The sequence below is a fragment of the Acinetobacter sp. YH12254 genome (genome assembly GCF_013417415.1).
Taxonomy (GTDB): Bacteria; Pseudomonadota; Gammaproteobacteria; order Pseudomonadales; family Moraxellaceae; genus Acinetobacter; species Acinetobacter pseudolwoffii.
Genome location: NZ_VPEB01000005.1, coordinates 12,621 through 37,906, shown reverse-complemented (window position 1 = coordinate 37,906; position 25,286 = coordinate 12,621). Strand labels below are relative to the sequence as shown.

General features: G+C 44.1%; 24 protein-coding genes. 13 read left to right on the top strand and 11 right to left on the bottom strand.

The window, feature by feature from the left end:
- Nucleotides 1-44: 44 nt before the first annotated feature.
- The gene (locus FTV29_RS04630) at nt 45-341 is read right to left on the bottom strand and encodes an MGMT family protein (RefSeq protein ID WP_074383182.1); all 297 of its coding nucleotides are present in this window, start codon (nt 339-341) and stop codon (nt 45-47) included.
- A gap of 198 nt (nt 342-539) precedes the next feature.
- A complete protein-coding gene (locus tag FTV29_RS04625) occupies nt 540-2,039 on the bottom strand; it encodes a sodium:proton antiporter (protein WP_005171990.1) in 1,500 nt (499 codons plus the stop codon).
- A gap of 229 nt (nt 2,040-2,268) precedes the next feature.
- Between FTV29_RS04625 and FTV29_RS04620 the strand changes: the two genes are divergently transcribed.
- Both FTV29_RS04620 and FTV29_RS04615 read left to right on the top strand, forming a co-directional pair.
- Nucleotides 2,269-2,823, top strand: coding sequence for a hypothetical protein (locus tag FTV29_RS04620; RefSeq protein WP_005096270.1), 555 nt, complete (start codon nt 2,269-2,271; stop codon nt 2,821-2,823).
- 109 nt (nt 2,824-2,932) lie between these two features.
- The gene (locus FTV29_RS04615) at nt 2,933-3,085 is read left to right on the top strand and encodes a hypothetical protein (RefSeq protein ID WP_180075184.1); all 153 of its coding nucleotides are present in this window, start codon (nt 2,933-2,935) and stop codon (nt 3,083-3,085) included.
- On the opposite strand, the gene FTV29_RS04610 is transcribed toward FTV29_RS04615, so the two are convergent.
- Nucleotides 3,069-3,974 carry a neutral zinc metallopeptidase gene (locus FTV29_RS04610; RefSeq protein WP_100328816.1) on the bottom strand — a complete coding sequence of 302 codons (906 nt, stop codon included), beginning with the start codon at nt 3,972-3,974 and terminating at the stop codon, nt 3,069-3,071. The genes FTV29_RS04615 and FTV29_RS04610 overlap by 17 nt on opposite strands.
- Nucleotides 3,975-4,023: 49 nt before the next feature.
- Complete coding sequence (locus FTV29_RS04605) at nt 4,024-4,950, bottom strand: DUF808 domain-containing protein (RefSeq protein ID WP_074383090.1); 927 nt, start codon at nt 4,948-4,950, stop codon at nt 4,024-4,026.
- Between the two features lie 189 nt (nt 4,951-5,139).
- Between FTV29_RS04605 and trpS the strand changes: the two genes are divergently transcribed.
- Complete coding sequence (trpS, locus tag FTV29_RS04600; RefSeq protein ID WP_005096266.1) at nt 5,140-6,153, top strand: tryptophan--tRNA ligase; 1,014 nt, start codon at nt 5,140-5,142, stop codon at nt 6,151-6,153.
- 351 nt (nt 6,154-6,504) lie between these two features.
- On the opposite strand, the gene lysS is transcribed toward trpS, so the two are convergent.
- Nucleotides 6,505-8,034: a lysine--tRNA ligase gene (gene lysS, locus FTV29_RS04595; protein WP_005172002.1), complete on the bottom strand. Its 1,530-nt coding sequence runs from the start codon at nt 8,032-8,034 to the stop codon at nt 6,505-6,507.
- Between the two features lie 382 nt (nt 8,035-8,416).
- On the opposite strand from lysS, the gene FTV29_RS04590 reads away from it, so the two are divergent.
- Complete coding sequence (locus tag FTV29_RS04590; RefSeq protein ID WP_100357258.1) at nt 8,417-8,911, top strand: YqiA/YcfP family alpha/beta fold hydrolase; 495 nt, start codon at nt 8,417-8,419, stop codon at nt 8,909-8,911.
- A gap of 360 nt (nt 8,912-9,271) precedes the next feature.
- Here the strand turns inward: FTV29_RS04590 and FTV29_RS04585 are convergent, their stop codons facing one another.
- Nucleotides 9,272-9,814, bottom strand: coding sequence for an adenine phosphoribosyltransferase (locus FTV29_RS04585; RefSeq protein WP_005096259.1), 543 nt, complete (start codon nt 9,812-9,814; stop codon nt 9,272-9,274).
- Between the two features lie 488 nt (nt 9,815-10,302).
- Between FTV29_RS04585 and rubA the strand changes: the two genes are divergently transcribed.
- The 5 genes from rubA to FTV29_RS04560 all read left to right on the top strand — a co-directional run bounded on the left by rubA (nt 10,303) and on the right by FTV29_RS04560 (nt 14,504).
- Entirely contained in the window at nt 10,303-10,467 is a 165-nt protein-coding gene (gene rubA / locus FTV29_RS04580; RefSeq protein WP_005096258.1) for a rubredoxin RubA, read from the top strand.
- 98 nt (nt 10,468-10,565) lie between these two features.
- Nucleotides 10,566-11,744 carry a rubredoxin reductase RubB gene (gene rubB, locus FTV29_RS04575; RefSeq protein WP_180075183.1) on the top strand — a complete coding sequence of 393 codons (1,179 nt, stop codon included), beginning with the start codon at nt 10,566-10,568 and terminating at the stop codon, nt 11,742-11,744.
- A 57-nt stretch (nt 11,745-11,801) separates the two neighbouring features.
- The gene (gene estB, locus FTV29_RS04570) at nt 11,802-12,740 is read left to right on the top strand and encodes an esterase EstB (RefSeq protein ID WP_218946047.1); all 939 of its coding nucleotides are present in this window, start codon (nt 11,802-11,804) and stop codon (nt 12,738-12,740) included.
- Between the two features lie 13 nt (nt 12,741-12,753).
- Nucleotides 12,754-13,662: a LysR family transcriptional regulator OxyR gene (oxyR, locus tag FTV29_RS04565; RefSeq protein WP_005172010.1), complete on the top strand. Its 909-nt coding sequence runs from the start codon at nt 12,754-12,756 to the stop codon at nt 13,660-13,662.
- Between the two features lie 254 nt (nt 13,663-13,916).
- A complete protein-coding gene (locus FTV29_RS04560) occupies nt 13,917-14,504 on the top strand; it encodes a response regulator transcription factor (RefSeq protein ID WP_180075182.1) in 588 nt (195 codons plus the stop codon).
- 61 nt (nt 14,505-14,565) lie between these two features.
- On the opposite strand, the gene ppk1 is transcribed toward FTV29_RS04560, so the two are convergent.
- Both ppk1 and mtgA read right to left on the bottom strand, forming a co-directional pair.
- Nucleotides 14,566-16,647 (bottom strand): polyphosphate kinase 1, encoded by a 2,082-nt coding sequence (gene ppk1 / locus FTV29_RS04555; protein ID WP_180075181.1) that lies wholly within the window; start codon nt 16,645-16,647, stop codon nt 14,566-14,568.
- 111 nt (nt 16,648-16,758) lie between these two features.
- Complete coding sequence (mtgA, locus tag FTV29_RS04550) at nt 16,759-17,433, bottom strand: monofunctional biosynthetic peptidoglycan transglycosylase (protein WP_180075180.1); 675 nt, start codon at nt 17,431-17,433, stop codon at nt 16,759-16,761.
- Nucleotides 17,434-17,511: 78 nt separating this feature from the next.
- Here mtgA and FTV29_RS04545 point away from each other — a divergent pair, with 78 nt between their 5' ends.
- On the top strand, nt 17,512-18,330 hold the full coding sequence (locus FTV29_RS04545; protein WP_005096251.1) for a rhomboid family intramembrane serine protease: 819 nt from the start codon (nt 17,512-17,514) through the stop codon (nt 18,328-18,330).
- 51 nt (nt 18,331-18,381) lie between these two features.
- Here the strand turns inward: FTV29_RS04545 and FTV29_RS04540 are convergent, their stop codons facing one another.
- Together FTV29_RS04540 and FTV29_RS04535 are read right to left on the bottom strand one after the other, a co-directional pair.
- Nucleotides 18,382-20,874 (bottom strand): ABC transporter permease, encoded by a 2,493-nt coding sequence (locus tag FTV29_RS04540; protein ID WP_180075179.1) that lies wholly within the window; start codon nt 20,872-20,874, stop codon nt 18,382-18,384.
- A gap of 1 nt (nt 20,875) precedes the next feature.
- A complete protein-coding gene (locus tag FTV29_RS04535) occupies nt 20,876-21,601 on the bottom strand; it encodes an ABC transporter ATP-binding protein (RefSeq protein WP_005096248.1) in 726 nt (241 codons plus the stop codon).
- Between the two features lie 11 nt (nt 21,602-21,612).
- Here FTV29_RS04535 and FTV29_RS04530 point away from each other — a divergent pair, with 11 nt between their 5' ends.
- Entirely contained in the window at nt 21,613-22,242 is a 630-nt protein-coding gene (locus tag FTV29_RS04530) for an arylesterase (RefSeq protein ID WP_005096245.1), read from the top strand.
- Between the two features lie 43 nt (nt 22,243-22,285).
- On the opposite strand, the gene FTV29_RS04525 is transcribed toward FTV29_RS04530, so the two are convergent.
- Entirely contained in the window at nt 22,286-22,900 is a 615-nt protein-coding gene (locus tag FTV29_RS04525; RefSeq protein ID WP_005096244.1) for a carbonic anhydrase, read from the bottom strand.
- A 309-nt stretch (nt 22,901-23,209) separates the two neighbouring features.
- Between FTV29_RS04525 and FTV29_RS04520 the strand changes: the two genes are divergently transcribed.
- Together FTV29_RS04520 and FTV29_RS04515 are read left to right on the top strand one after the other, a co-directional pair.
- Nucleotides 23,210-24,247, top strand: coding sequence for an alpha/beta fold hydrolase (locus FTV29_RS04520; RefSeq protein ID WP_159138419.1), 1,038 nt, complete (start codon nt 23,210-23,212; stop codon nt 24,245-24,247).
- A gap of 14 nt (nt 24,248-24,261) precedes the next feature.
- Complete coding sequence (locus FTV29_RS04515) at nt 24,262-25,263, top strand: hypothetical protein (RefSeq protein ID WP_005096242.1); 1,002 nt, start codon at nt 24,262-24,264, stop codon at nt 25,261-25,263.
- Nucleotides 25,264-25,286: the final 23 nt, after the last annotated feature.

Genomic DNA, 25,286 nt, shown 5'->3' with positions numbered 1-25,286 from the left:
CAAACTCAAAATCCCCACTTTCTAAAAGCGGGGATTTTTTATATCTAGACCCAACCATCCCACTGATAGCGTTTTAAATCCACACGATCACCATTCAGCACAATCCCTTCCTGTATCAGCTTTTGTTGCTGAATATTCTGGCCAGATGAATCAAGCTTGTTCAGACTGATTTTAGCTTGTGCATTGATCACCCGATACCAGGGAATGTCGGTATTTTCTTCCAGATGGCTTAAAACCCGACCCACTAAACGTGCATGTTGAGGTAAACCGGCCAGTCTGGCAATCTGCCCATAGGTTGCAACTTTTGCATAAGGGATCTGACTGACCACAGTCAAAATCATCTCTGCCATTTCCTGACTGGCTGAACTTGTCTTGCTGCATTTCATCTGTTCAATAGTACCTTTAAATAAAAGATCACGCCCTGATCCCCCTATTAACAGCTATAGGAAAATAATCACGCCTGATTAAATGCTGATTCAAGCGATCTCATTTCACTATTAAACATAATCCAGTAGCGCTTTATCTTCTGGATTTTATCTTTAGAAATTATCTGGATTTTCCAGCCGTTTTACCTCTTGAACTTTGTCTGGATGATGTACGGTAGCAACACCATCGATATCTTTCTGATCAATCAGAATCTCTGGCTGAAAAATAGTGATGGTTTCATTTCCTTTGACATCTTCTCCGACAATATATTGGAAACCCTTACGGTTCAGCTTGTGGCACATACGCTGGTACCAGCCTTTAAAGCCCTGTGTGTCTTCCTCGGGATTATAGTAAAAAGCATTCATCACCGCAGGTAAGCCCAGACCACACACCAGACCCGACAAGAGCACCACAATAAAGGTATAGCCCACCAAGATACTGCTATAAGCCTCTAGCTGAGGAATATTGGCCACCGCCAGAATAAGCGCCAGGGAAATCCCGCCACGCACACCGCCCCAGGACAAAATCGTTAAACTGCCGTTATAGCTTTTTCGGCGTATTTTGGGGAACATGGCAAATGCCAAGTGATTGGCAGCAAAGCGGGCTAAATGTAAAATAATAAATGCCACAATCCCGCCCAAGACCAGACTGGTACTCAGGTCAAGAATAAACAACTCCAAACCAATCAGAGTAAACAGGAAGGAGTTAATAATCCCTTCAACCGTATGCCAGAAATGGTTCACGTCACCAATATCGGCATCGGCCAGAATTTCTTTCCATTTATTACCGACAATTAAGCCACCAATGACACAGGCAATCGGTGCTGAAGCATGGGCCAATAAAGCAATAAGATAAGAGCCACATGCCAATAAAGCAGTGGTCAGAATCAGTGACTCCATTTCATGCTTGCCACGCAAGATTCTTAATATTGCAAAGCCAAATCCCAGACCAATCAGTACGGCCACCACAATCTCATACAATAAAGTTTGCATGACAGCCAGTACCGTAAAGTTTTCGCCTTGCAGAACATTGAGCAGGGTCATAAATAAGGCGATACACATGGCATCATTAAATAACGATTCGCCTTCCAGCTTGACAATCAGATGATGCGGTGCGCGAACTGAACTCAATACGCCTTTAATGCCGATCGGATCAGTCGCACCTAAAGCCGCACCAAGTAATAACAACACCAGTAAATCCACATGATTACCAATCAGGAACTGATAGCCATATAAAACTGCACCAAAGAACACCGCGCAAAAGACCAGCGCTAAACTTGCCAAAATACCAATCGGTCGCCAATGATTACGTAAATCTGAAACCTTAAACTTCAGTGCAGATGAGGTCAGAATAAAGCAGATCACCCCATTGATCAGAAAGTCATAAAAATCGATGTTACGAACAGCCTGCTCGATATTGTCAATATTAATACTAAAGAATGGATTACCTTGTAATAAACTGGCGCCCCATTGCAAAATAAAAACAAAGATGGCCGAAACAATCGGAACACCGATCGCTTGCGGAAAACCTAAAACACGCTTATTAAACATAGTGGTGGCAATGGAAAGTGCAAAGACCACCGTGAGTAGCTGAAGAAAAAAGAAATTTCCCATTCGGTTTCCTAAAGTCGGGCGAGATGGAGCAATATGCGCCGAGCGGCATGGTCAAAATAGAGATTTGAATAGCAGAGCATTAGTAAAAAGGCATTCTAGCAAAACAAGTTTAATCCTCTTTTTATCGAATTGAGTTAAGTTTCTTTTCAGTATTTCCGAATGATGATTTAACATACAGATCAGCACTCGGCTTTTGCTTTCCCATCTTTCTATTTTGAATTTTTCTCCCATGCACCAAACTGTCAAAACCATTTTTCGTCTTTGTTTTGCGAGCGTGATTTTTCTGATCACCTTATCCTTATGTTTTACCTGCTTCGCTAAAATTCAGGAGATTCTGCAGGCAGAACAGCATTATCAGCAGGCAACCCGTATTCCCTTGAAAAGTACAACTGGCGAACAGTATGTTTTGGTATCTAATAACCAGCGACCGGACAATGCCATTTTTATTCTGATTGCAGGAAATGGTTATGTGGCCAAAATCAATTGTGAGCATTACAGTGCTTTATGTAGTGATGAGGATAATCAATCACATACCCGTCAAATCCAGAGCGTCCACCTAATTAAAGCAGGAAATCTGTTTTATATTGAAAAAATTCAATTTAGAGATAGCCAGACTGGCAAAGTCACGGCTCTCGAATATACCAACCATGATATGCAGCAGTTCTATCAAAATGACATCAACAATCTCAAATATACGGTCTTTGCCATTGCCTTGTTTGCTTTGGCCGCCTTATTTGTCAGTATCAAGATATTAAGAAATTTCCGGCGTTTTCTGCATAAATAAAAAAGGATTGCCTGCTCCACAGCTGCCCCACAATTGAATTAAGTAGATTTTGGAGATGCGAGTGTGACAAGGAGGTCACACCTTAGCCATCACGACAAGCATGTTGTGTATGGCGAACAAAAGACTTTTGCCTGCTTTTGACCTGTCAAAAGCAGGATTTCATGACTTCACAGATTCAAACTATAACCAAAGTTCAAATGATGAGACAGCAGTGGCACCTGCTCCTTTTTTTATCTGGAAACAAGCTAAATATTTTGGTTAAAGGTATCGCAATTCGAAACCTGACCCGATTTCAAGCCGGTATTAAACCACTGTACACGCTGCGCACTGCTGCCATGGGTAAAGCTGTCCGGTACCACCTGCCCGCGAGCACGTTTCTGTAAATAGTCATCACCAATTTTATGTGCGGCATCCATAGCTTCCTGCACATCTCCCTGTTCCAGAAACTGGGTGCGCTGATGATTATGGTAGGCCCAGACTCCGGCCAGACAGTCTGCCTGCAATTCTTGGCGCACTGAAAGCTGGTTACTCTGTACTTCGCTTGCCTGCTGACGTGCCTGCTGTACTTGAGAGGAAATCCCCAAAATGGTCTGGATATGATGACCTACTTCATGGGCCACCACATAAGCCTGCGCAAAATCTCCGGCCTGATCATTACGGGAGAGTTCGGTGGCATTCTGTTCTCCACCAATCCCCATCTGAGTACGCATATCTTTAAAGAATGCGGTATCGATATAAACTTTCTGGTCTGCCGGACAGTAGAAAGGCCCCATCGCCGCCTGAGCCGTACCACAACCCGAATTCACAATGCCATTGAACAAAACCAGTTTTGGGGGAACATACTGCTGATTTAACTGCTGCTGAAACACCTGAGTCCAGGTATCTTCAGTATCTGCTAGTACGGTGCCGACAAAATCAATCGACTCCTGCTGTTCCGGCGTAGGATTTTCCAGACCCCGTGTTTCCGCCGCACCCGATACGCCTTGGGTGACCTGTTTGGTGGTTTGATAAGCTTGCTGTGGATCGACGCCGAAGAATTTCCAGGCCACAAAAGCCACAATCAACCCGACAATACTGATACCACCAGCTTTGGCACCACCACCGCGACGGTCTTCTACATTACTACTGACACGACGACCTTTCCAACGCATAGTTTTTTTCCTTTTCTTCATCTGCTCAATTTGCAGATATTTTTGCATCTTAAGCTTTTGATGATTTGGGCCAGATTTTTTTAATCAGGCTGATGACCAGCATCACCAGCAGACCCGCTAAAATTCCCACGGCGAAATTAATCAAGGTCGGTGTTACAGCACCTACAATATTTCCGATACTGGGAATATCCTGTACATAGCTAACACTATCTTCAGTAAAGTGGTGAATAACAGGAATAGCATGATTAATAATTCCCCCACCGACCAGGAACATCGCTGCAGTTCCAACAACTGATAAAATTTTCATCAGAATCGGGGCAAATGCCAACAAGCCGCGTCCTATTTGTTGCTTAAAATCGGACTGCTGCTCGGTCAGATGCAGACCGATATCATCCAGTTTGACAATCAGGGCAACAAAACCATAGACCCCGATGGTCATCACGATCGCGATCAGGCTTAAAACGGTAACTTTGGTCAGCATAGAGGCTGCTGCTACCGTCCCCAAGGTAATCACGATAATTTCAGCCGAAAGGATAAAGTCGGTGCGAATCGCGCCTTTGACTTTTTCATTTTCAAACTGGTGCAAATCTGTTTCAGTCTGGATCAGTTGCTCACGGGCCTGTTCAGCATCCTTGGCCTTCGGTGTATGCAAGGTGTGTACGATTTTTTCCACGCCTTCATAACACAGAAACAAACCACCCAGCACCAATAAGGGGTTAATCAGCCAGCCGGCAATAAAGCTGATTAACAAGGCCAGCGGCACTAAAATCAGCTTATTGACAAAAGAACCTTTGGCCACTTTCCAGACTACCGGTAATTCACGATCTGCCCGTACGCCTGACACTTGCTGTGCATTTAAAGCCAGATCATCACCGAGGACGCCTGCTGTTTTTTTGGCTGCCATTTTACTCATCACAGCCACATCATCCAAGACCGTCGCAATATCATCTAATAATAGTAATAAACTGCTCGCCATATTTATTATCCTTATCATATTTCAGTTTATTTTAATCAAAATTCTTAAAAATATTGTATTCACTTGTTTAATTAATAAGATTTTTTTAATACAGCTTTTTTTCTGGCTGACAATCAAAAACAGAATACCGTACAATGTTGCCATTCGTTAAAATACAGCTGTAGTACTGACTACCCTTTGGAATAAATAATGAGTAATCAAGATAATCGTCCAGTGATCTTGACGGGCGACCGTCCTACCGGACAACTTCACCTCGGCCACTTTGTCGGTTCATTACGCTCTCGTGTAGGCCTGCAAGATTCTCACCATCAACACTTGTTACTTGCTGATGCTCAAGCACTCACCGATAATGCCGATAATTTTGAAAAAGTACGTCGTAACATTATTGAAGTGGCAACGGATTATCTGGCTGTCGGTATTGATCCAACTAAAACTACAATTTGTGTTCAGTCATGTTTACCTGCCTTAAACGAACTGACGATGCTTTACCTCAATTTCGTGACGGTGTCACGTTTAGAGCGTAACCCGACCATTAAATCTGAAATCCAGATGCGTGGTTTTGAGCGCGATATTCCAGCGGGTTTCTTATGCTACCCGGTGGCTCAGGCAGCAGACATTACGGCATTCAAGGCCACTGTTGTTCCTGTGGGTGAAGATCAGATTCCAATGATCGAACAGACCAATGAAATCGTGCGTCGTCTGAACCGTCAAATCGGTCATGACCTGTTACCAGAATGTAAAGCGCTACTGTCTAATGTCGGCCGCCTTCCTGGTTTTGATGGCAAGGCGAAAATGTCAAAATCTTTGGGCAATACCATTGTGCTGGATGCGACAGATAAAGATATTAAAAAAGCCGTCAATGCCATGTATACCGATCCGAATCATCTTCGTGTGGAAGACCCAGGTCAGGTTGAAGGCAATGTAGTATTCACTTATCTGGACGCCTTTGATCCAAACAAAGAAGAACTGGAAGAGCTTAAGGCATACTACCGTCGTGGTGGTTTAGGCGATGGTACAGTGAAAAAACGTCTGGAAGGCATTCTCAAAGAATTGATTGGTCCAATCCGTGAGCGCCGTATTGAACTGGCTAAAGACCCTGACTATATTATGGATATTTTAAAGACCGGAACAGATAAATGTCGTGATATTACCCAGGCGACTTTAGATGAAGTGAAAACCGGTTTAGGTGTATTCCGTTTCTAACATAAAATGATCACCTAAAGCTCTTCATATGAAGGGCTTTTTTATTGCGAGGTGTTTATGCACGATAAAGCAGCAAACTCGCCCATAGAATCTCCATAGTTTTAACCTTAATTAACATCTATTAACATGAATACTGCTGAGTCAAGCCTTACCGGGTCGTATTATAGCTACATACAGTAAGGAATCAAATTTAACTCTCTCCACAGTTAAGCTTGATGTAGTTTGAAAAAACATTCCTTTTTCTACGCAATGATCACCCCAATCATTGCGTTTTTTTTGTCTTTAATTTTTTAGTATAGCGATTTAAAGCATAAAAAAACCCGCCTAAGCGGGTTTTCTAAAATTCAGCACTTATGCATTTTTATGACGCATATGCGGGAACAAGATCACATCACGGATACTTGCTGCATTAGCAAAGATCATCACCAGACGGTCAATACCAATACCTTCACCGGCTGTTGGCGGTAGGCCATATTCCAGTGCTTCCACAAAGTCTGCATCATAATGCATCGCTTCATCATCACCCGCATCTTTTTCCGCAACCTGTGCCTGGAAACGTTCCGCCTGGTCGATTGGATCATTTAATTCCGAGAAGCCATTTGCCAGTTCACGACCACCAATAAAGAATTCAAAACGGTCGGTGATGTGCGGATTATCATCATTACGACGTGCCAATGGAGAAGTTTCCGCTGGATATTCCGTAATGAATGTTGGTTGACGCAGTTTGGTTTCAACTGTTTCTTCAAACACAATCGTTTGCAGTTTACCCAGACCAAAACCTGGCTTCACTTGCTCTTTCAATTCTTCTTGAAGGAATTTTGCCAGGAACTCACGGTCATTGACATTTTCCGGAGTAAATTGCGGGTTATTTTCCAGAATTGCATCAAACATTGAAATTTTCTTGAATGGCCCTTTGAAGCTATACACTTCATCACCATAAGGCACATCGGTCGAACCCAAGATATCCAGCGCCAGTTTTTCCAGCATCTGCTCGGTCAATTCCATCAGATCCTTATAATCTGCATAGGCTTGATAGAATTCAATCATGGTGAATTCTGGGTTGTGACGCGTAGATACCCCTTCGTTGCGGAAGTTACGGTTAATTTCGAACACACGTTCAAAACCACCCACCACCAAACGTTTTAAATAAAGCTCTGGCGCAATACGCAAAAACAATGGCATGTCTAGTGCATTATGATGCGTTTCAAACGGTCGTGCAGAAGCACCGCCTGGGATCACATGCATCATTGGCGTTTCAACTTCCATATAACGTTTTTCAGTCAGGAAGGCGCGAATACCAGCAACCACTTTGGCACGAATTTCAAACGTTTTACGGGTTTCTTCGTTCACGATGAGATCAAGATAACGTTTACGATACTTCACTTCAGTATCATTCAGACCGTGGAACTTGTCTGGCAGTGGACGCAATGATTTGGTTAATAATTCAAAATGTTCGATGTGTACATACAGATCGCCTTTGCCTGAACGACCGATATAACCTTCGATTGCAATAATGTCGCCAAGGTCTAAACCTTTGATGGTCGCAAGTACATCTGCAGCAAGTTCTTTACGGGCGACATAAAGCTGGATACGACCTGTCATGTCCTGGATCACAATAAATGAACCACGGTTTAACATCACACGACCGGCAACTTTGACGTAGACCTTTTCGCCTGCTTCAATTTCTTCTTTAGATTTATCAGCGAACTGGTCTTGTAAATCTTGGGCATAATGCTCACGCTTAAAGGTATTTGGCCATGGGCTTTTACCAGTTTCTTGTGCCTGAGCTTCGATTTGCTTTAACTTGGCATGACGCTGTGCAATTAAATCGTTTTCGGAAATGATTTGTTCAGAAGTCGATTGAGCGTTAGTTTGCGTCATCTCTGCCTCGAATAAGATTAGTTAAAAAATAGAAGTTGCATAGAATAGCAGAAATCCTACCCGAATCGTAGCTTAAACACTCTCAGGAAGCGGCTTTTCTTTGGAAAAATCCACTATCTTGGCATTTTCCCAACCTTATCCCCTCCATCTAATCCACTCTACCAATACAATTCAGCTCGATTTGGGACCGATTATGCGATTACTTAGATGAAAGTCCTAGTGTGTGACGAGGTAGAGCCAATCACTGTACAAAAAAATGCTGGCTTAGACCAATAGCTAACTGCCTTGAATGTCCACACGTTCTACAATGATGCTCAGATTGAAGATGATGTGCCAATCAATAAATACCAATATGGCATGCCCCATAAAAATGAGTAAGATTATGTCTAAGATTTTGTTTTTACATGGCTTAGATTCCTCCAGAGAATCCACCAAGTTTCATGCAATTGATGTCGTGCATAAATATTGTATTGATGTCGATTATCGTAATCTGAGCTATAATTCGGTCGCCAGTTTTTATCATGAGATGATTGAAACCATCAAACCGGATATTCTGGTGGGTCATAATCTTGGCGGCTATTGGGCACTGAAAATGTCGCAGGCTTATCACCTTCCCTGTGTGGTGGCGAATCCCATTTTGCAACCCAATTTCAGAGATGATTATCCGGCAATTTGTCATGGCGATTTACAGCATGATATTCCGCAGTTTGCCTATCTCGAACTGGGCGATGAAATTCTGGATATGCATGCGGTTCAGGCACAGCTTGAAGACTATATGCAAATTCAGGCAGTTGATGGCGGCCATCATCGACTAGAACATCCTGAACAGATTAATACGCTGATTCAGGAAATTGAACATCATTTTATCAGACAATAAAAAAGCCCCGATATTGAGGTAATGCTGATCAGTTAAGGAGTTTAGAAATAGACTCTTTAACTTTTTAGTCATTCACGGCGGAGTCTTAACTTTATAAATCAAATACTTGTAAATAATTTGTTACTTTGGTTTCGCCCAAAGTAACCAAAGGCATTTGTCGTCCGCAAAACTCGTCAGCCACCATCGACTAGTAAATTTGTCGCAGAAACAATCATTTTTAAATCTAGTCCTGCCTCAAACAGTTGCGGATGACTTTTCTACTTGTCAAATATGATCATGAATTTAAAAAAGAAAATGCCAGTCAATTTCTTAACTGACCGGCATTACCGATATTGAGGAGCTTTTTTTTAAATCTACAATTTAGGCAACCGCAGCTTCAGGCTGAGATTTATCATCCAGTACTGACCAGATATCCAGACCTAATTCAGCATGCAAATCAGGAAGATCAAGAAAGATACTTGCACCTAGTACTTCATGCTGACATTTGAGTGCCAATTCATTTACCGCTTTTAAAGTTCCGCCTGTTGCCAGAACATCATCAACAATGATAACTTTCTGAGACTGAACTTCCGCAGACATTTCTAAACGATCCAGACCATATTCCAGGCTATAACCGACACCCACGACTGGAGGCGGCAATTTTCCTGCTTTACGCACCAATAATAAGCCTTTTCCGGTACGTTGTGCCAACAGGCTCGCCAACACAAAACCACGTGCTTCCACTGCGATAAAGCTTTCTACTTCTGCTAGTTTGTCAGCAGGAATGCTGGCAATCAGGGCATCAGTCAATGGACCAATATTGCTCATGAAAAGTGGGGTCAAATCATAAAAGCAAATTCCTGGTTTTGGAAAATCTTGGACCGTACGAATGTGAGACCACAAAGAAGTAGATAAATTGCTCATGGGAGATCTTAAAAAAAGAAAAGGAATATGCGAATTTTAAACCTATTTCCAGCCAATGAACAAGCCGAGCTGTATAATAAAAACTCAATATTTAAGCACAAGTTATTGATTTTATTAAATTCATTTATTATAAAAATATTTAATCCAGACTTTACTGATTCTAAATTATATAAAAACCTCAGTTTTTACTGCACGACTTTGGTCTATAACGCCTCATTTAAGCTAAATTTTGCCACAGCAGCCGCTTCATCACTCCACAGCATTTGCCAGCAAAGCCGATTTGACTCATTTTCAGAGAAATACTGAATCCCAAAGTCATTCTGCTGCTAATTTCGCTGATTAAGCTTTTATTCACTTTACTTTCTGAATAGAACTGCGTAAAAATTTAGCCAAATATGTTCACTGTTAAAAAGTCATATTCTTTTAGAGTCTTGCCATTTTATGGATTTTAAGCTGACGGTTACACTTGCTCAGTTTTGGAGAGTTACATGAAAAAGTATCAATGCATCGTTTGTGGATGGATTTATGACGAGGCGGAAGGTTGGCCTCAAGACGGCATCGTGGCGGGAACCAAATGGGAAGATATCCCGGATGACTGGACCTGTCCAGATTGTGGCGTGTCTAAAGTCGATTTCGAAATGATCGAAGTCTGAGCACGCCCAGTTAAAGACCATGTCGATATGGTCTTTTTTTATGTCCTTTTTATCCTCATATAAAACAGCATGGAGAGCCCTACAGCATGGAAACGACTATGCATCCTATCGTTATTATTGGTTCAGGTATGGCAGGTTATGCTGTAGCACGTGAATTTCGCAAACTTAATCCAGAGCATGAACTGCTGATGATTTGCGCGGATGATGCGATAAATTATGCCAAACCGACCCTTTCCAATGCTTTGGTTGGCAAAAAAGCGCCTGAACAGATTGCATTGGGCGATGCTGCAAAAATGTCGGCACAACTGAATATGCGGATTGAACAGCAGACTTGGGTCAAAGCCATTCATCCGGAAGATCATCAGCTGGTACTTGAGAAAGATGGTCAGGAAAGCACACAGAATTATTCCAAACTGGTCTTGGCGGTCGGTGCCAACCCGGTACGTTTAGCCATTTCCGGTGATGCCAGTGATGACATTCATGTGGTGAATAATTTAAGTGACTATAAGACGTTCCGCAGCAATCTGGCGGCACGTGAAGATAAACGCGTGGTGATTTTAGGCGCAGGCCTGATTGGCTGCGAATTTGCCAATGACCTGCAAAATACCGAGCATCAGGTCACAGTCATTGATTTAGCCCCTCAGCCACTTGGCCGCTTATTGCCAGAACATGTTGCTACTGCATTCCAGAAGAATCTTGAAGAAACCGGCATTCACTTTGTCTTGGGCACAACAGTCGAAAAAGTCTCTCGTGCGGACAATGGTGATTATCTGGTCACGCTGGCCAACGGTCAGTCTTTGATCGCAGATGTAGTGTTATCTGCGGTAGGCTTACAGCCGAATATTTCTTTGGCAAAACAGGCAGATGTACATACCAGTCGCGGAGTTTTAACCACTGCACAACTGGAAACCAACCAGGCTGATATCTATGCCGTGGGTGACTGTGCCGAGGTCAATGGAACTTTATTACCTTATGTTATGCCGATCATGCAACAAGCCCGCGCTTTGGCAAAAACCTTAAACGGTGAACATACCGCTGTACATTATCCGGCTATGCCAGTGGCAGTCAAAACGCCTGCTGCACCTTTAACGGTATTGCCTGCACCGGTTGATGTGGATGTCACCTGGGAAACTGAAGAATTTGACGATGGCATGCTGGCTAAAGCGTTCGATGCTAACGGCACTTTACGCGGTTTTGTGCTTTTGGGCGCCACTGCAGCCAAACAGCGTCTGACCTTGACTAAACAGGTTCCTGACTTGATTCCTGCTGCGGTTTAGAGGTTTAATAGCAAGGATATTTTTTAAACGAAATATCCTTTAATTAGGACAGCGACCATGTACAGCGCAGCACAGTTTAATCTTTCCCCATATACCTCGTTCATGCATGAAACCAAGGTCGATCTAGGCAATGGGATCGAGCTACATGTCGAGGTGGGCGGAAATCCGGAACATCCCACCATTTTGCTGATTATGGGTCTGGGTGGGCAAATGCTGTACTGGCCTGACTTCTTCTGTAAGTCACTGATTGACAATGGTTATCACATCATCCGTTTTGATAACCGTGATATTGGTCTGTCTTCAAAAGTCCATCTCAAAGGCCCACGCCTGAATACCCTGAAAATGATGAGCCGTTTTGTGCTAGGTCTGGGTAATCAGGGTGCACCTTATGATCTGTATGATATGGCTGAAGATGTCAGTCTGCTAATTGAAAAAATGCAGCTGGAACAAGTCTATGTGCTGGGTGCCTCAATGGGCGGTATGATTGCCCAGATTCTGGCCGCGCGTTATCCGGACAAAGTCAAAAAACTGGGCTTACTGTTTACCAGCAACAATCAGCCGCTACTGCCACCGCCCTTTCCTAAGCAACTCTTTAGTTTGATTGACAAACCGGCTTCAACAGATGAAGATGGCATTGTTGATCATAGTTTAAAACTGTTTAAGATCATCGGCTCGCCAGGTTATGTTAATCATCTGGAAGCGGTGCAGACCGCCCGTAAATTATATAAGCGAAGTTACTATCCTGCTGGTGTACTTCAACAGTTTTTAGCAATATTATGTACAGGCTCATTGCTGCAACTGGACAAGCAAATCAAACAAGAAACCCTGGTGGTCCATGGTTCTCGAGATCGATTGCTGCCTCCTAGCCATGGCAAGGCCGTTGCGAAAGCAATCTCAGGGGCTAAATTTGAATTAATTGATGGAATGGGGCATGATATCCCACCGCATTTTATTCCATATCTTAGCGAATTATTTGCTGATCATTTTAAATCATAAACATTAGGACACTATGGCTGCATTACCATCTTTAAGACAGCTGTCATACCTCGTAACACTGTCAGAGACGCTACATTTTACAGAAGCTGCTCGCCGTTCGTTTGTCACCCAGTCAACCTTGTCTGGCGGCATCATGGAACTGGAGCGTTTACTCGGTGGCGTACTTGTTGAACGCGACCGCCAGAATGTTCGTTTAACGCCTCTTGGTGAACAAGTGGTTGCACGCGCACGTGTTCTACTGGCTGATGCTCAGGACTTGATGCGCTTAAGTCGTGAGATGAGTGAACCCTTAACCGGTGATTTACATCTTGGCGTGATTCCTACGATTGCTCCCTTCCTGCTGTCACAGCTGCTAGAAGAAGTGCATAAACAATTACCAAAAATCCAGTTGCATCTGCATGAAGCACAAAGCGAGAAAATTGTAGAAAAACTGGAACATGGCAACCTGGATATGGTGGCCTTGGCGCTACCTTTCGATACACGTGGCCTGAAAGTGGCCGAGATTGCCAAAGAGAATCTGTATCTAGTTTATCAAAAATCAGACCAACACGCTGCACAAGCGAATTCTCTGGAAGATCTTGATCTGTCTCGCCTGATGTTACTTGAGGAAGGTCATTGCTTACGTGATCATGCCCTGAGTGCCTGCCCGATTGGTGAGCGTAAAAATGATCATCGTTTAAAAGCCAGCTCTTTGCCGACTTTAATCGAAATGGTCTCTGCAAATCTTGGTTTTACTTTATTGCCAGAAATTGCGATTTATACCAATATGATCAAAGCCAATCCTGAGATTCTGGTCAAGCCAATCAACTCTGCACCAAGCCGCACCCTGGCATTGGTGACGCGTAAAAGTACGCCGCTACAAAGCGAGTTTGATGTGTTATTACAGATTTTCCAAAAAATCACTCAGCACAATGCTGCTTGAGCTAAAATTTTAGATGATTAAAAGGAGCACACTCGTTGCTCCTTTTTTTATATCTCAAAGTGGATATAGCCAACCATCATAGACCTGCTAAAGTCTCAAACTGACTGTTGCTGTCATCGGTTTTAATCTGTAATAAATGCTATTTAAGACGAAGATGAGGTGATTATCGTTAAATCCCTATTTTTTGGGATATTCATTTTATTTTGCTTCATCCACAGTATAGCCTTCTCTCAGAATCAACAGGATTGAGCTTATTGGCTGCCCTCTTGCCTGCACCGGTTTTAGTCATCGCTTCATCTACTGACCTGGACCTGTCCAAAACTCAGACTGTGCTGCAACAACTGGGCTATCAACCAGATATGCTGCTATATGCAGACAATTTCCAATCTGCACAAGAGATGATTGCCGAACATCTGCCTAATTTGATTCTTTATCACCTGACAGAAGCCTCACAGATTCATTTCATCGGCCAGATGAAACGGCATACCCCAAGTACACCTGTAGTTGCCGTACTCAAGAGTGAATCCACAGCACTCATTTATTCAGCAATCTTATCTGGTGCAAATAGCTATATCCAACCTCAGGCTTCATTCATCCAGTTTGCTGAAAGCCTGAAAATTGTCTTGCGCGGCGGTGCCTATATCCATGCTGAACTGGCAGAACATATCCTGTACCAGCTCACTGACAAAACCTGTCTCAAGGTAACCGAATTGCAGCTCTTACGCTTACTCAGCCAGCAAAAAAACCCAGTAGACATACAGCACCAGCTCCAGCTGACTGACTATCAGATGTATGCCCAGGTCAAACAGATCTATCGCAAACTGCTGATATCCTCTGCTTAAAACCCTTGAATGCTATTTTCTGGATAAAAAAGAGGCTGAATTTTCAGCCTCTTGAGAGCATTTATTTAAACAAGTCCAATAAAATGCGTTGAGCATTATGTGGCTTTTCACCTTCTTGCAGCTGTGCCCGCAGCCAGGTTCCATCCCCTTGTAATAACCAGGATTGCTGATTATCTTTCAGATAGTTAAGCAGCCCCTGTTGATAGATGCGTTTTTTCAACGCTTCATCTTCTACCGGGAAGCAGGCTTCGACCCGGTTAAACAGGTTGCGATCCATCCAGTCTGCACTTGAACAGTAAACCCGTGCATTACCGTTATTGCTGAAATAATACACGCGGGTATGTTCTAGGAAACGCCCGACAATCGAACGTACCCGAATATTTTCAGACAAACCTGGCAATCCCGGACGCAAACTACAAATCGAGCGGATAATCAGGTCAATCTGTACCCCGGCCTGAGAAGCTTCATAGAGTTTATTGATCAGTTGCATCTCGGTCAGCGCATTAACTTTGACAATAATCTGCGCCGGCTTGCCTGCTTTGGCATTCACGATTTCATTATCAATATAATTAATGAGTTGGGTATGTAAGGTAAATGGCGCATGTAACAGCTTTTTCAGCTTGGCCATTTTCCCCATACCGGTCAGCTCCTGAAAGATACGGTGCACATCTTCACACAGGTCTTTATCCGTGGTGAGCAAACCATAATCAGTATAGATTCGCGCATTACCGGCATGATAGTTGCCGGTTCCCAGATGTACATAGCGCACCAGTTTATTATTTTCCCGGCGTACCACCAGAATCATTTTGGCATGGGTTTTATAGCCAACGATGCCATAGACCACCACCGCACCGGCTTCTTGCAGGACATTGGCCACTTCGATATTGGATTCTTCATCGAAACGTGCACGCAATTCAATCACGGCCGTGACTTCCTTGCCATTGCGGGCAGCTTCCGCCAGCACCTGCACGATTTCAGAATCCGGGCCACTGCGGTACAGGGTCTGTTTGATCGCCAGCACTTGTGGATCACGTGCAGCTTCACGCAACAATGAAATGACCGGTGCAAAAGACTCAAACGGATGATGCAGCAAGATATCCTGTTTTTGCATGGCACTAAAAATATTTTCAGATTTTTTCAGTACTTTGGGAATGATCGGGGTATGTGAATCATAGCGTAAATGCGGGCGCTTGAAATTAGACAGTAAGCGCGCCAGATTGACTGGGCCTGCGACTTTATAAAGCTGCTCTTCTTCCAGATCAAATTCATTCAGCAGATATTCATAAATATGCTGCGGACAGTTTTCTGTCACTTCCAGACGTACAGCACGGCCAAAACGGCGTGAACTGAGTTCGCCTTTAAGCGCCTTAGCCAAATCTTCAACATCTTCATTCAGGGCCAGATCGGCATTACGCGTGACACGGAACTGATAGCAACCGGTCGCTGTCATGCCCGGGAACAGATCCGAAACATGTTCATGAATAATCGCGGACAGCATCACATGATGCTCTTTGCCATCGGTTAATTCATCTGGCAGACGTACCACGCGTGGTAACGAACGCGGCGCTGGCACCACAGCCAGATCAATCTGACGGCCAAAGGCATCTTTACCTTCGAGAGTCACAATAAAGTTCAGTGATTTATTCACCAGACGTGGAAACGGATGTGCAGGGTCTAGGCTAATTGGCGTCAGGACGGGCGCAACCTGTTCCTGAAAATATTTTTTCACCCAGGCCGATTGTGCCGGAGTCAGTTCACCACGGCGCAAGAAACAGATATCTTCCTCACGCAGTTTTGGCAAAATTTCTTCATTTAAAATACGGTACTGGCGTTCAATCGCAGCATGTGCAGTTTTGGAAATCTGTTCCAGCACCTGCTTTGGGGTCAGGCCATCCGGACTACGACTTTCATTGTCTAAATCTAACTGTTCCATCATTCCTGCGACCCGAATCTCAAAAAATTCGTCCAGATTACGCGAGAAAATTAACAGGAAATTCATGCGTTCAAGCAAGGGATGTAAAGGATCGACAGCCTGTTCCAGGACGCGTAAATGGAAGTCTAAAATAGACAGTTCACGATTTATATAACGATCATTATATGTATATTCGGACTGTGCTGAAGTAGTGCTGGCTGCCGTATTCATATCAAACCTATGCGGATTTAAAATTGTGCTTATCAGTTCAAGTATGCTTCAAATTGATGACAATTTCATAAAAAAAAGCCCAAAAACTGGGCTTTTTCTTTAAATAATTATTTAAGGCAATTCTGCATAACGCATATAACGCTGAATCATGCGCTTGCGTGCATTTAAGGCAGAGGAGTTGCGATGATCCTGAAAATATTTTGGATTGGTCAGAATGGCCGCCAGAAAGATCGCTTGATCCTGAGTCAGGCTTTGCGCAGTTTTGCCAAAATAATGTTTGGCTGCGGCTTCTACGCCATAGATATTGTCACCAAATTCAATCGAGTTTAAATAGACTTCCAGAATCCGCTGTTTCGACCACATGCGTTCCATCATCCAGGTGGCCACCGCTTCCTGGCCTTTACGTACAAATGAACGCTTATTAACCAGAAATAGGTTTTTCGCCAATTGCTGGGAAATGGTAGACCCCCCAGCCACCACCCGGCCCTGATCCCGGTTTTTATTCAGCGCAGTTTGAATGCCGTCCCAGTCAAAACCATGGTGATGAACAAATTTTCCATCTTCGGCAGTGACAATGGCACGTTTCAGATTCAGGCTGATCTCGTCATAGGGACGCCATTGATGTTGAATGGCTTTGGAAGGTTCCGTCCAGTAATCAATCCGCATCATCATGGTGGTATTGACCGGATTGGTTCGCCACCAGGCCAGACTGGCAAAGATCCACAATTGAATCAGTAAAATCACACTGACGATGACTAATATCGTGCGGATCAGAAAGGCTTTCATGTCAGTGCGTTACTCCTGAAAATTTGATTTTTCGTGTTAAGCTTATTCGAAATATACAATCACAGCAAAAAAAATAGCATGTCTAAATACGCTCCCCCTGTCGTACACCGCAAACTTGAAATGCAGCTCTGGTGGATCACGGCCATTTTAATCGCGATTAATGTCGGATTATTTGGCTGGCAGGCCATCAATGGCATGGATATCAGCCAGCCGAGTACCCGAGATGCGATTCTCTGGGGTGCCGATTATGCACCTTTAACCTATTTAGCGGAACCCATGCGTTTGTTTAGCAGTATGTTTTTCCATTTTGGCCTGATTCACCTGATGTTGAATATGTGGGCCTTGTATATTTTTGGTAGTGTTGCCGAACAACTGTTTGGCCGGATGTATTTTATTGGCTTATACCTGTGTGCCGGCTTAATGGGCAGTTTGCTCAGTGGCTATATGAACATTCAGGACAGCTATGATCTGATTGCAGGGGGTGTGGCCAACCCAAGTTTATTGCCGGCGGTCAGTGCCGGTGCATCCGGTGCGGTGATGGGACTCGGCGCTTCACTGACGGTATTGGCCCTGTTGCCGATGCTGCCCCAGCAACGTTTTATTCTAGATAAAAAGACCTTGGTGATGGTGATGGGTCTGAACCTGGCCATGGGCTTTATGATCAGCGGAATCAACAATGCCGCACATATTGGTGGCATGTTGATGGGCGCTTTTTTAACCTTGCTGTGGTATGCCGGACAAAAAATGCAGCGTAGCCGCCTGATCAACCTGATCGCTTTAGTGATTGGTTTTGGCCTCTGTGTGCTGCTTTATCAACATAACTTGGCCTTGATCGAAGCAATTCGCCCACTGTGGCAAGAGATTCTCGACCTGATGCGACAACAATTGCAGCTTTAAATCATTGCCGCTTTAAATACCAGCGAATTTAAAAAGCCATGGAGATGAATCTTACTGATTCATCTCGCGCAAGCTTTGTAAGGGCGGAATGTCCGACAGATAGCTCAGACGATAACGGCCAATCAGCGCACATAACACAGTCATGAAAATCGGCAGGATAATCCAGATTTCCCAGTGTGGCTGAATCATTAAATCCATACGATAACTGGCGATTGCGCTAATCACTTCGGCAAACAGACAGGAAACCACTCCGGCAAACAGTCCGATAAAACCAATTTCCAGACTCATCATGGTTTTCAGTTTTTGTTTGGAGCTGCCAAATGACCGTAGCAAGGCCACTTCACGTTTGCGTTCATCCATGAGCAGGTTCAGACAAGCCATCAGTACCAGAAAACCGGAGATACTAACCAGCACGGCCAGAATCGTCACGATCTGCACCAGTACATTCACAATACGCTTGATCTCTTCCAGAATCAGGCTGACATCAATAAATACCGTATTGGAAAATTGCTGGATCACAGACACCAGTTTGTCCTTATCTTGTTCCGGCACATAGAAACTGCCCAGATAACTTCCGGCATTGGCATCCATGCTATTCGGGGCAAAAATAAAGAAGAAATTCGGACTAAAACTTTCCCACTCGACCGTTCTTAAATTGATGACCTTCGCTTCCAGCACACCTTCGGGCAGACTGAAACTGAGCTTGTCGCCAATCTTGATACCTAATTCTTCAGCAGTATTGGCTTCGACCGATACCGTGCCGACCTGTTGCAAAACTGCGTCACCACGAATAATCACATTATCCTGTGGATAGCTGTCGGACTGGGTCAGGTTCAGCTCGCGTTTTAAAGTATTATTGCTTTTGACTAATTCTGGAGCAAAAGGCTGATCATTTTTAGCCACCAGACGCCCACGAACGTTCGGATAAAGTGGTGTACTTTTCCAGCCATTCTGCTCAATTTGAGCTTTTAGGTCTGGCATGTCAAACGGCGGCAAACCATACACAAACTGATTTGGTGTACCTTGCGGCAACTGTTGCTGCCAACGCTCTAATAGGTCTGTGCGCAATACGGCTAATACTGTAATCAGACTGAGACCCAAGGCCAAAGCGGTAATCTGTAAGGCTGTTTGAGATGGTGTTCGTACATAGGCTGACAGATTCAATTTCTGATTGCGCAGCAGTTTTAAGATCAACCATACCGTCAGATACAACACTGCACATAACACAATAATCGCGCCAATTACCCAGGCAGTCAGGAGCAGATTTTCGGTTAGAATCACGCTAAAAATAATCAGGCTCAGCGTTCCGGTCAGCAGCATCCACAGCATGGATTGCACTGATTTTTCCTGCTGGCGGATTACTCGAATTGGTGGCGTGTTCAACAGTTGCAATAGGCTCGGCATGACAAAGCCCAACAGCACCACCGCACTGGTCAGCATCGCGACTGGTAATGGCCCGAGCAGCATCGCCATAGCAGAGAATTCAATTTCTAAGTTGGGAATCAGTTGCAGCATTAACTGTAATAACCCATAACCCAGACCAATGCCGACCACCGTACCAATCGACATGGCAATCAGCAGTACTGTACCGAGCAAGGCCAGATAAGCCGATAAAATCTGCTGTTTGGTCGCACCGATACAACGCATCAAGGCAATATGATCTTGATTCTGCTGGACATAACGCTGCGCAGTGAGAGCAATCGCGATACCACATAATAAAATGGTCAGAATATTGGCCAGTTGCAGGAAGGTATCCAGGTTGGCAATCGGCTTCATTAAGCGGGTATTGCCCTCACTGGCATTGCGTAACCGGAGACTGCTTTGCTGCTCAAATTCCTGTCCCTGCACTTCTGCTGGCGTTTCAGCCGAGCCGTTTTCGGATTTGAGCTGCTGCTTGAATAAAGCTTCATATTCTTGCGTATTGTCTGGAGAACCCGCCATGAGCAAGCGATATTCTATCCGGCTACCCACCTGAATCGCATTGGTGCGTGCCACATCCGCCTGAGATATAATCACCGTTGGCGAAAAGCCAGAAAATCCGAGCTCCTGATTAGAATCCTGTTCAATCTTGGCTGTGACTTTAAACGCCGCATCGGCAATATTCAGCTGATCGCCCAGTTTGACTTTGAGCAGGTCCATAGCCCGTGGACTGAGCCAGATTTCACCCGATTGAATCTTCGTTTTTGCAGGTTGCACCTGCAGCTCGCCACGCAAGGGAAAAGCCTGATCAATGGCTTTGACATTGACCATGACAAACTGTTCATCGGTATAGGCCATGGTGCTAAAGAAAGTGACTTCTGACTGCTGTAAATCCAGCTGTTTGGCCTGATCACGCCATTCTTTTGGTAGAGGCTCATTGTCCGAAAGTACCAGATCACCGGCCAGCATTTCTGCGGCCTGCAAGGCCACTGCATTTTGAATCTGTTCATTGCTAAACTTGAGTGCTGTTGTTGCACTGATCGCCAGCGTTAAGGCAATAATTAACAGATAAATTCCGGTACTTTTAAAACTTTGTGTGAGTAGAGGACGAAATAAAGGGTTCATCTCATCCTCCACTCGGATGTTCAATCAGCTGGCCATTCAGCAGTTCAAAATGTCGCTGGCATTGCTGTGCCAGTTTGCGGTCATGCGTCACCAGCACCAAGGTCGTACCCAGTTCCCGATTCAACTGAAACAAAAGCTGTTCAATTTCCTTGGCAGTTTCACCGTCGAGATTGCCTGTGGGTTCATCGGCAAAAATAATTTTCGGTTCACTGACCAATGCCCGGGCAATCGCGACACGCTGCTGCTCCCCGCCAGACAGGACTTTCGGGGTTTGTTGTGCCTGCCGATCCAGACCAACTTTATGCAGTAGCGCCAAGGCTTTTTGTTCAGCTTCTGCATATTTGAAACTGGGCTGTAAACGCAGTGGCAGCATGACATTTTCAAGGGCAGTCAGATGTGGCAAGAGCTGAAAAGACTGAAACACAAACCCGATATTTTTCAGGCGCACCAACGCACGTTGTTCTTCATTCAAGGTAGAAACCGACTCGCCACTGACGATGAGCTGGCCTGAACTGGCCTGATCCAGCGTTGCCAGAATGCCTAGCAATGTGGATTTTCCCGAGCCGGAACGACCGGTAATTGCCACCTGCTCGCCTGCCATAATCTCCAGATCAAGATCCTCAAAAATAGTCAGCTGTTTTTGTGAAAGTTGTATCTTTTGTGTCAATTTCTGGGCAGAAATAATCGCCTGTGGCATGATGTTCGAATCGTTGCTACTTTGAATCATACGTGTCCTATATGAAAGATCTTAATCAGAAAACTCGGGTATTGTCTTACTTGTTTTTGCTCAGTCTGTGCCTGTTACCGCTCGGGGTATCAGCAAAGACGATTATGATTTTAGGTGATAGTTTAAGTGCTGGTTACGGTATTCAGCCACAACAAGGCTGGGTACATTTATTACAAAAACGTTTAGAGCAACAGTATCCGAAACAGCATAAAGTGGTCAATGCAAGTGTCAGTGGAGAAACCACCAGTGGAGCGCTGGCCAGACTGCCGAAACTGTTGCAGACGCATCGTCCAGACCTTGTGGTCATTGAGTTGGGGGGTAATGACGGCTTACGCGGACAGCCGCCGCAAATGATTCAAAAAAATTTAGCCAGCCTGATTCAGCAAAGCCAGAAAGCCAAGGCCAAAGTCGTGGTATTTGGTATGAAGATGCCGCCTAATTATGGACAGGCCTATAGCAAGGCCTTTGAAAATAATTATAAGGTAGTGAGCCAGCAATATAAGGTGAAATTGTTACCGTTCTTTATGCAGGGTGTGGCCGGCAATAAAACCCTGATGCAAAAGGATCTGATTCATCCAAATGCCAAAGCACAAACCATCCTGCTAAATAATGCCTATCCATACATTAAAGGCGCTTTATAAAGCGCCTTTAAGTTATTTTAGACTGTATTTAAATAAATTTTGCCTAAAAATCAAAGAACAATACTTCACCTGTTTCCAGTGAATATTCAGCACCGACCACTTTGAGTTGTCCTTGCCCAATCAGATTTTCTAATACTGCTGAACCATGACGTAGTTGGTTAACCGATGCAAATACGTTAGAACGCACAGCATGCTTGGACAATTTTGCCAAGTCATTTTTCAGTTCAGTTTGCATTAAGGTTTCAACTGAAGGACGTACTCGATTTACAATCGACATCAGGTTTGCCGACGGCGGGCAATCTGGGCACATTAAGGTATCAATGGTGGCCTGGATCGCGCCACAATGACTATGACCTAAGACTACAACAATAGCACAGTCATAGCGTTCCGCCGCAAATTCAACACTCCCGACCTGTGATGGTGCGACAATATTGCCTGCAACACGAATCACAAAAAGATCACCGAGACCCTGATCAAAAACCATTTCAGCTGGGACACGCGAATCTGAACAGCCCAGTACAATTGCAAATGGGTTCTGATCCTCTGCCATTTCTGCGCGCTGTTGGTGGCTCAGTTGTTTTGGATGCGAGGTATCACCGCTGACAAAACGTTGGTTCCCTTGTTTAAGACGTTCTAAAGCTTCTTGAGCTGTGAGCATTCTTTTCTATCACCGATGTTTTAGTTGCAATATTTTACTGCCAGTTTTTTTGAATGTCACTTGCAAAAAATCTTAGCTGCTTAAATTTTTAACATTTATCTAATTTCATTTCAGCAGGGATTTTGTGTGCAGCACATCACATTTCTAGATCATTCAATGCTGTTCAGCAAAAAACTAATGGGTGACAAGCGCCAGGATTGATTTAAAATAGAATGAAGAATAATGTTTTTATTTGACTGAAATAGCAAATTTACAACATGGAAGTATTTGAGCAATTTGCTCGCTGTATATTTTTTGGGGAATGTGCCAATGAAGAAAATAATAAAGTTGCGCTCGAAAATAATCTGCTCGACCTTAGTCGCGTTTACGATGGCATTGCCGAGCTTTGCACATAGTCAATATATGTTTAGCCAGCCGAATGAAAAGCCTGCCAAAATATTACAACAACATCTGCTGCAGGAACGAACACAAGCTGGACTTCAATCCAAGACACTTAAAATCGGTGATGTGACCTGGAGCTACAGTGAAGGTGGTGCCAAGAACAAGCCTTCAATTCTGCTGATTCACGGTCTGGCAGGAACGCGAGATAACTGGAATCGGGTCGCACAGTTTCTGACTCCACATTATCATGTGATTATTCCTGACTTGCCGAGCAACGGCGATACCAAGGTTCCAGAGAGTTTCGATGTTTCTGTGCCCAATGTGACTTCTCAGATGCGTTTATTCATTGAAACCTTAAATGTAGACGAGAATTTACATATTGCCGGACATTCCCTGGGGGGATCGATTGCCACGGTCTATGCCTCACAATATCCATTCGATACGCAAAGCCTGTTTTTAATCAATAGTGCCGGCCTGTATAAAATGGGCAATACGCCCTATACCAAAGACCCGCAAGCCCTAAAAGACCTGATCGTCAGCAAGCCCGGTGATCTGCAAGATGTCTCCAGACAGCTGATGCAGAACCCGCCGGTGATTCCTTATCAGCTCCAGTATGCACAGGAAAAACTGCTAATTTCACGTTCTGAGCAGACCAGTAAATCGATTGATCAGGTCGTGATGCTGAACCGGATTTATACACCGGAAACCTTTGCCCGCCTGACCCGCACAGTTGAAGCACCGACCTTGATTTTATGGGGCAGACAGGACCGGATCATCAATGTCGAAGTGGTTAAAGAACTGCATGCCCTGTTGAAACGTGCCGAAACGCCGGTGATTCTGAACAATGTCGGGCATATGCCGATTCTGGAAGCAGAAAAACAGGTGGCACAACATTATTTGCCTTTTCTGGCCAAGACCCAGACCCTAAAAAACCCGCTTGCTGATAAACTCATTCCTTTAAATTAAGTTTCAGAGCCGTTATGCAGAAACACCCGATGATTGAGCAGTTGATCGATGCTCAACTTGATTTTCTCGATCAGGCATTTTCTCAATCTGAAACGATTCAAACTGAGTTTCATGCGTTTTATCTGTGGTTGCGTAAACAGAACCTGAAAGATCTATGGAGCTGTGATCTGATTCATCAGCTTTTACAAAAACAGATTCTGGATACTGCTGCCAGCAGCTTTCTGATTGAGCAGATTGCTGAGCATATCCGTTTTGCACTGGTGCATCCGGCCAACGATACGACCAAAATTGCCGATGTGATTCCAGTCCTGACCGTGGATAAAATCGCACAATATGTTGCCAGTAAAAGTGGCCATCGTCAGCGTCTGATTAAGACCGTCGTGAATAATCCGGCATTTTCGGCCATGATCACGCAACTGATCCAACATTCCATTCAGGATTATCTGGATAATTCTGTCATCGCTAAAAGCGTGCCAGGGGTTTCCCGTTTTATGAAAATGGGCAAGTCGGTACTGGAAAATGTCACCGATACGGATCTGGACAGTACTATTGCGCGTTATCTGCAAAAGAATATTTTAAAACTGAGCCAGATGAGTGAACATGTGCTGAACCAGCACTTTGATGATGAAAAACTCTATCATTTTCAGGCCAATCTCTGGCATAAAATTAAAGATATGCCGGTATCGGTATTGAAAAATTATATTGAGCTTCAGGATTTAAATCAGACAGTCGGTTTAGGACATGAGATCTGGGATCATTTGCGTCAGACGGATTATCTAAAACAGCAAGTTCATGATGGAGTTCATACCTGGTATGTACGCAATCAGGAACATACTTTTGACAGCTTGCTGCGTGATCTGAATATTGATGAAGCCTTAATCCAGCATGAGTTACAGCAATTGTTGAGCCCGATCATTCAACAGATGGTTTCACAAGGTCATTTACGTGAACGTACACGCAGATATCTGGAACAGTTTTATTATTCAGAAGATACTTTGAAGATTCTTAAAGTATAAAGTTTAAAAGCCGCTCGAGAGCG

Excerpts from the sequence above, each read along its gene's own strand:
- FTV29_RS04630 (WP_074383182.1), bottom strand. The coding sequence starts at position 341 with ATGATTTTGACTGTGGTCAGTCAGATCCCTTATGCAAAAGTTGCAACC.
- FTV29_RS04625 (WP_005171990.1), bottom strand. The coding sequence starts at position 2,039 with ATGGGAAATTTCTTTTTTCTTCAGCTACTCACGGTGGTCTTTGCACTT.
- FTV29_RS04620 (WP_005096270.1), top strand. The coding sequence starts at position 2,269 with ATGCACCAAACTGTCAAAACCATTTTTCGTCTTTGTTTTGCGAGCGTG.
- FTV29_RS04615 (WP_180075184.1), top strand. The coding sequence starts at position 2,933 with ATGGCGAACAAAAGACTTTTGCCTGCTTTTGACCTGTCAAAAGCAGGA.
- FTV29_RS04610 (WP_100328816.1), bottom strand. The coding sequence starts at position 3,974 with ATGCGTTGGAAAGGTCGTCGTGTCAGTAGTAATGTAGAAGACCGTCGC.
- FTV29_RS04605 (WP_074383090.1), bottom strand. The coding sequence starts at position 4,950 with ATGGCGAGCAGTTTATTACTATTATTAGATGATATTGCGACGGTCTTG.
- trpS (WP_005096266.1), top strand. The coding sequence starts at position 5,140 with ATGAGTAATCAAGATAATCGTCCAGTGATCTTGACGGGCGACCGTCCT.
- lysS (WP_005172002.1), bottom strand. The coding sequence starts at position 8,034 with ATGACGCAAACTAACGCTCAATCGACTTCTGAACAAATCATTTCCGAA.
- FTV29_RS04590 (WP_100357258.1), top strand. The coding sequence starts at position 8,417 with ATGTCTAAGATTTTGTTTTTACATGGCTTAGATTCCTCCAGAGAATCC.
- FTV29_RS04585 (WP_005096259.1), bottom strand. The coding sequence starts at position 9,814 with ATGAGCAATTTATCTACTTCTTTGTGGTCTCACATTCGTACGGTCCAA.
- rubA (WP_005096258.1), top strand. The coding sequence starts at position 10,303 with ATGAAAAAGTATCAATGCATCGTTTGTGGATGGATTTATGACGAGGCG.
- rubB (WP_180075183.1), top strand. The coding sequence starts at position 10,566 with ATGCATCCTATCGTTATTATTGGTTCAGGTATGGCAGGTTATGCTGTA.
- estB (WP_218946047.1), top strand. The coding sequence starts at position 11,802 with ATGTACAGCGCAGCACAGTTTAATCTTTCCCCATATACCTCGTTCATG.
- oxyR (WP_005172010.1), top strand. The coding sequence starts at position 12,754 with ATGGCTGCATTACCATCTTTAAGACAGCTGTCATACCTCGTAACACTG.
- ppk1 (WP_180075181.1), bottom strand. The coding sequence starts at position 16,647 with ATGAATACGGCAGCCAGCACTACTTCAGCACAGTCCGAATATACATAT.
- mtgA (WP_180075180.1), bottom strand. The coding sequence starts at position 17,433 with ATGAAAGCCTTTCTGATCCGCACGATATTAGTCATCGTCAGTGTGATT.
- FTV29_RS04545 (WP_005096251.1), top strand. The coding sequence starts at position 17,512 with ATGTCTAAATACGCTCCCCCTGTCGTACACCGCAAACTTGAAATGCAG.
- FTV29_RS04540 (WP_180075179.1), bottom strand. The coding sequence starts at position 20,874 with ATGAACCCTTTATTTCGTCCTCTACTCACACAAAGTTTTAAAAGTACC.
- FTV29_RS04535 (WP_005096248.1), bottom strand. The coding sequence starts at position 21,601 with ATGATTCAAAGTAGCAACGATTCGAACATCATGCCACAGGCGATTATT.
- FTV29_RS04530 (WP_005096245.1), top strand. The coding sequence starts at position 21,613 with ATGAAAGATCTTAATCAGAAAACTCGGGTATTGTCTTACTTGTTTTTG.
- FTV29_RS04525 (WP_005096244.1), bottom strand. The coding sequence starts at position 22,900 with ATGCTCACAGCTCAAGAAGCTTTAGAACGTCTTAAACAAGGGAACCAA.
- FTV29_RS04520 (WP_159138419.1), top strand. The coding sequence starts at position 23,210 with ATGAAGAAAATAATAAAGTTGCGCTCGAAAATAATCTGCTCGACCTTA.
- FTV29_RS04515 (WP_005096242.1), top strand. The coding sequence starts at position 24,262 with ATGCAGAAACACCCGATGATTGAGCAGTTGATCGATGCTCAACTTGAT.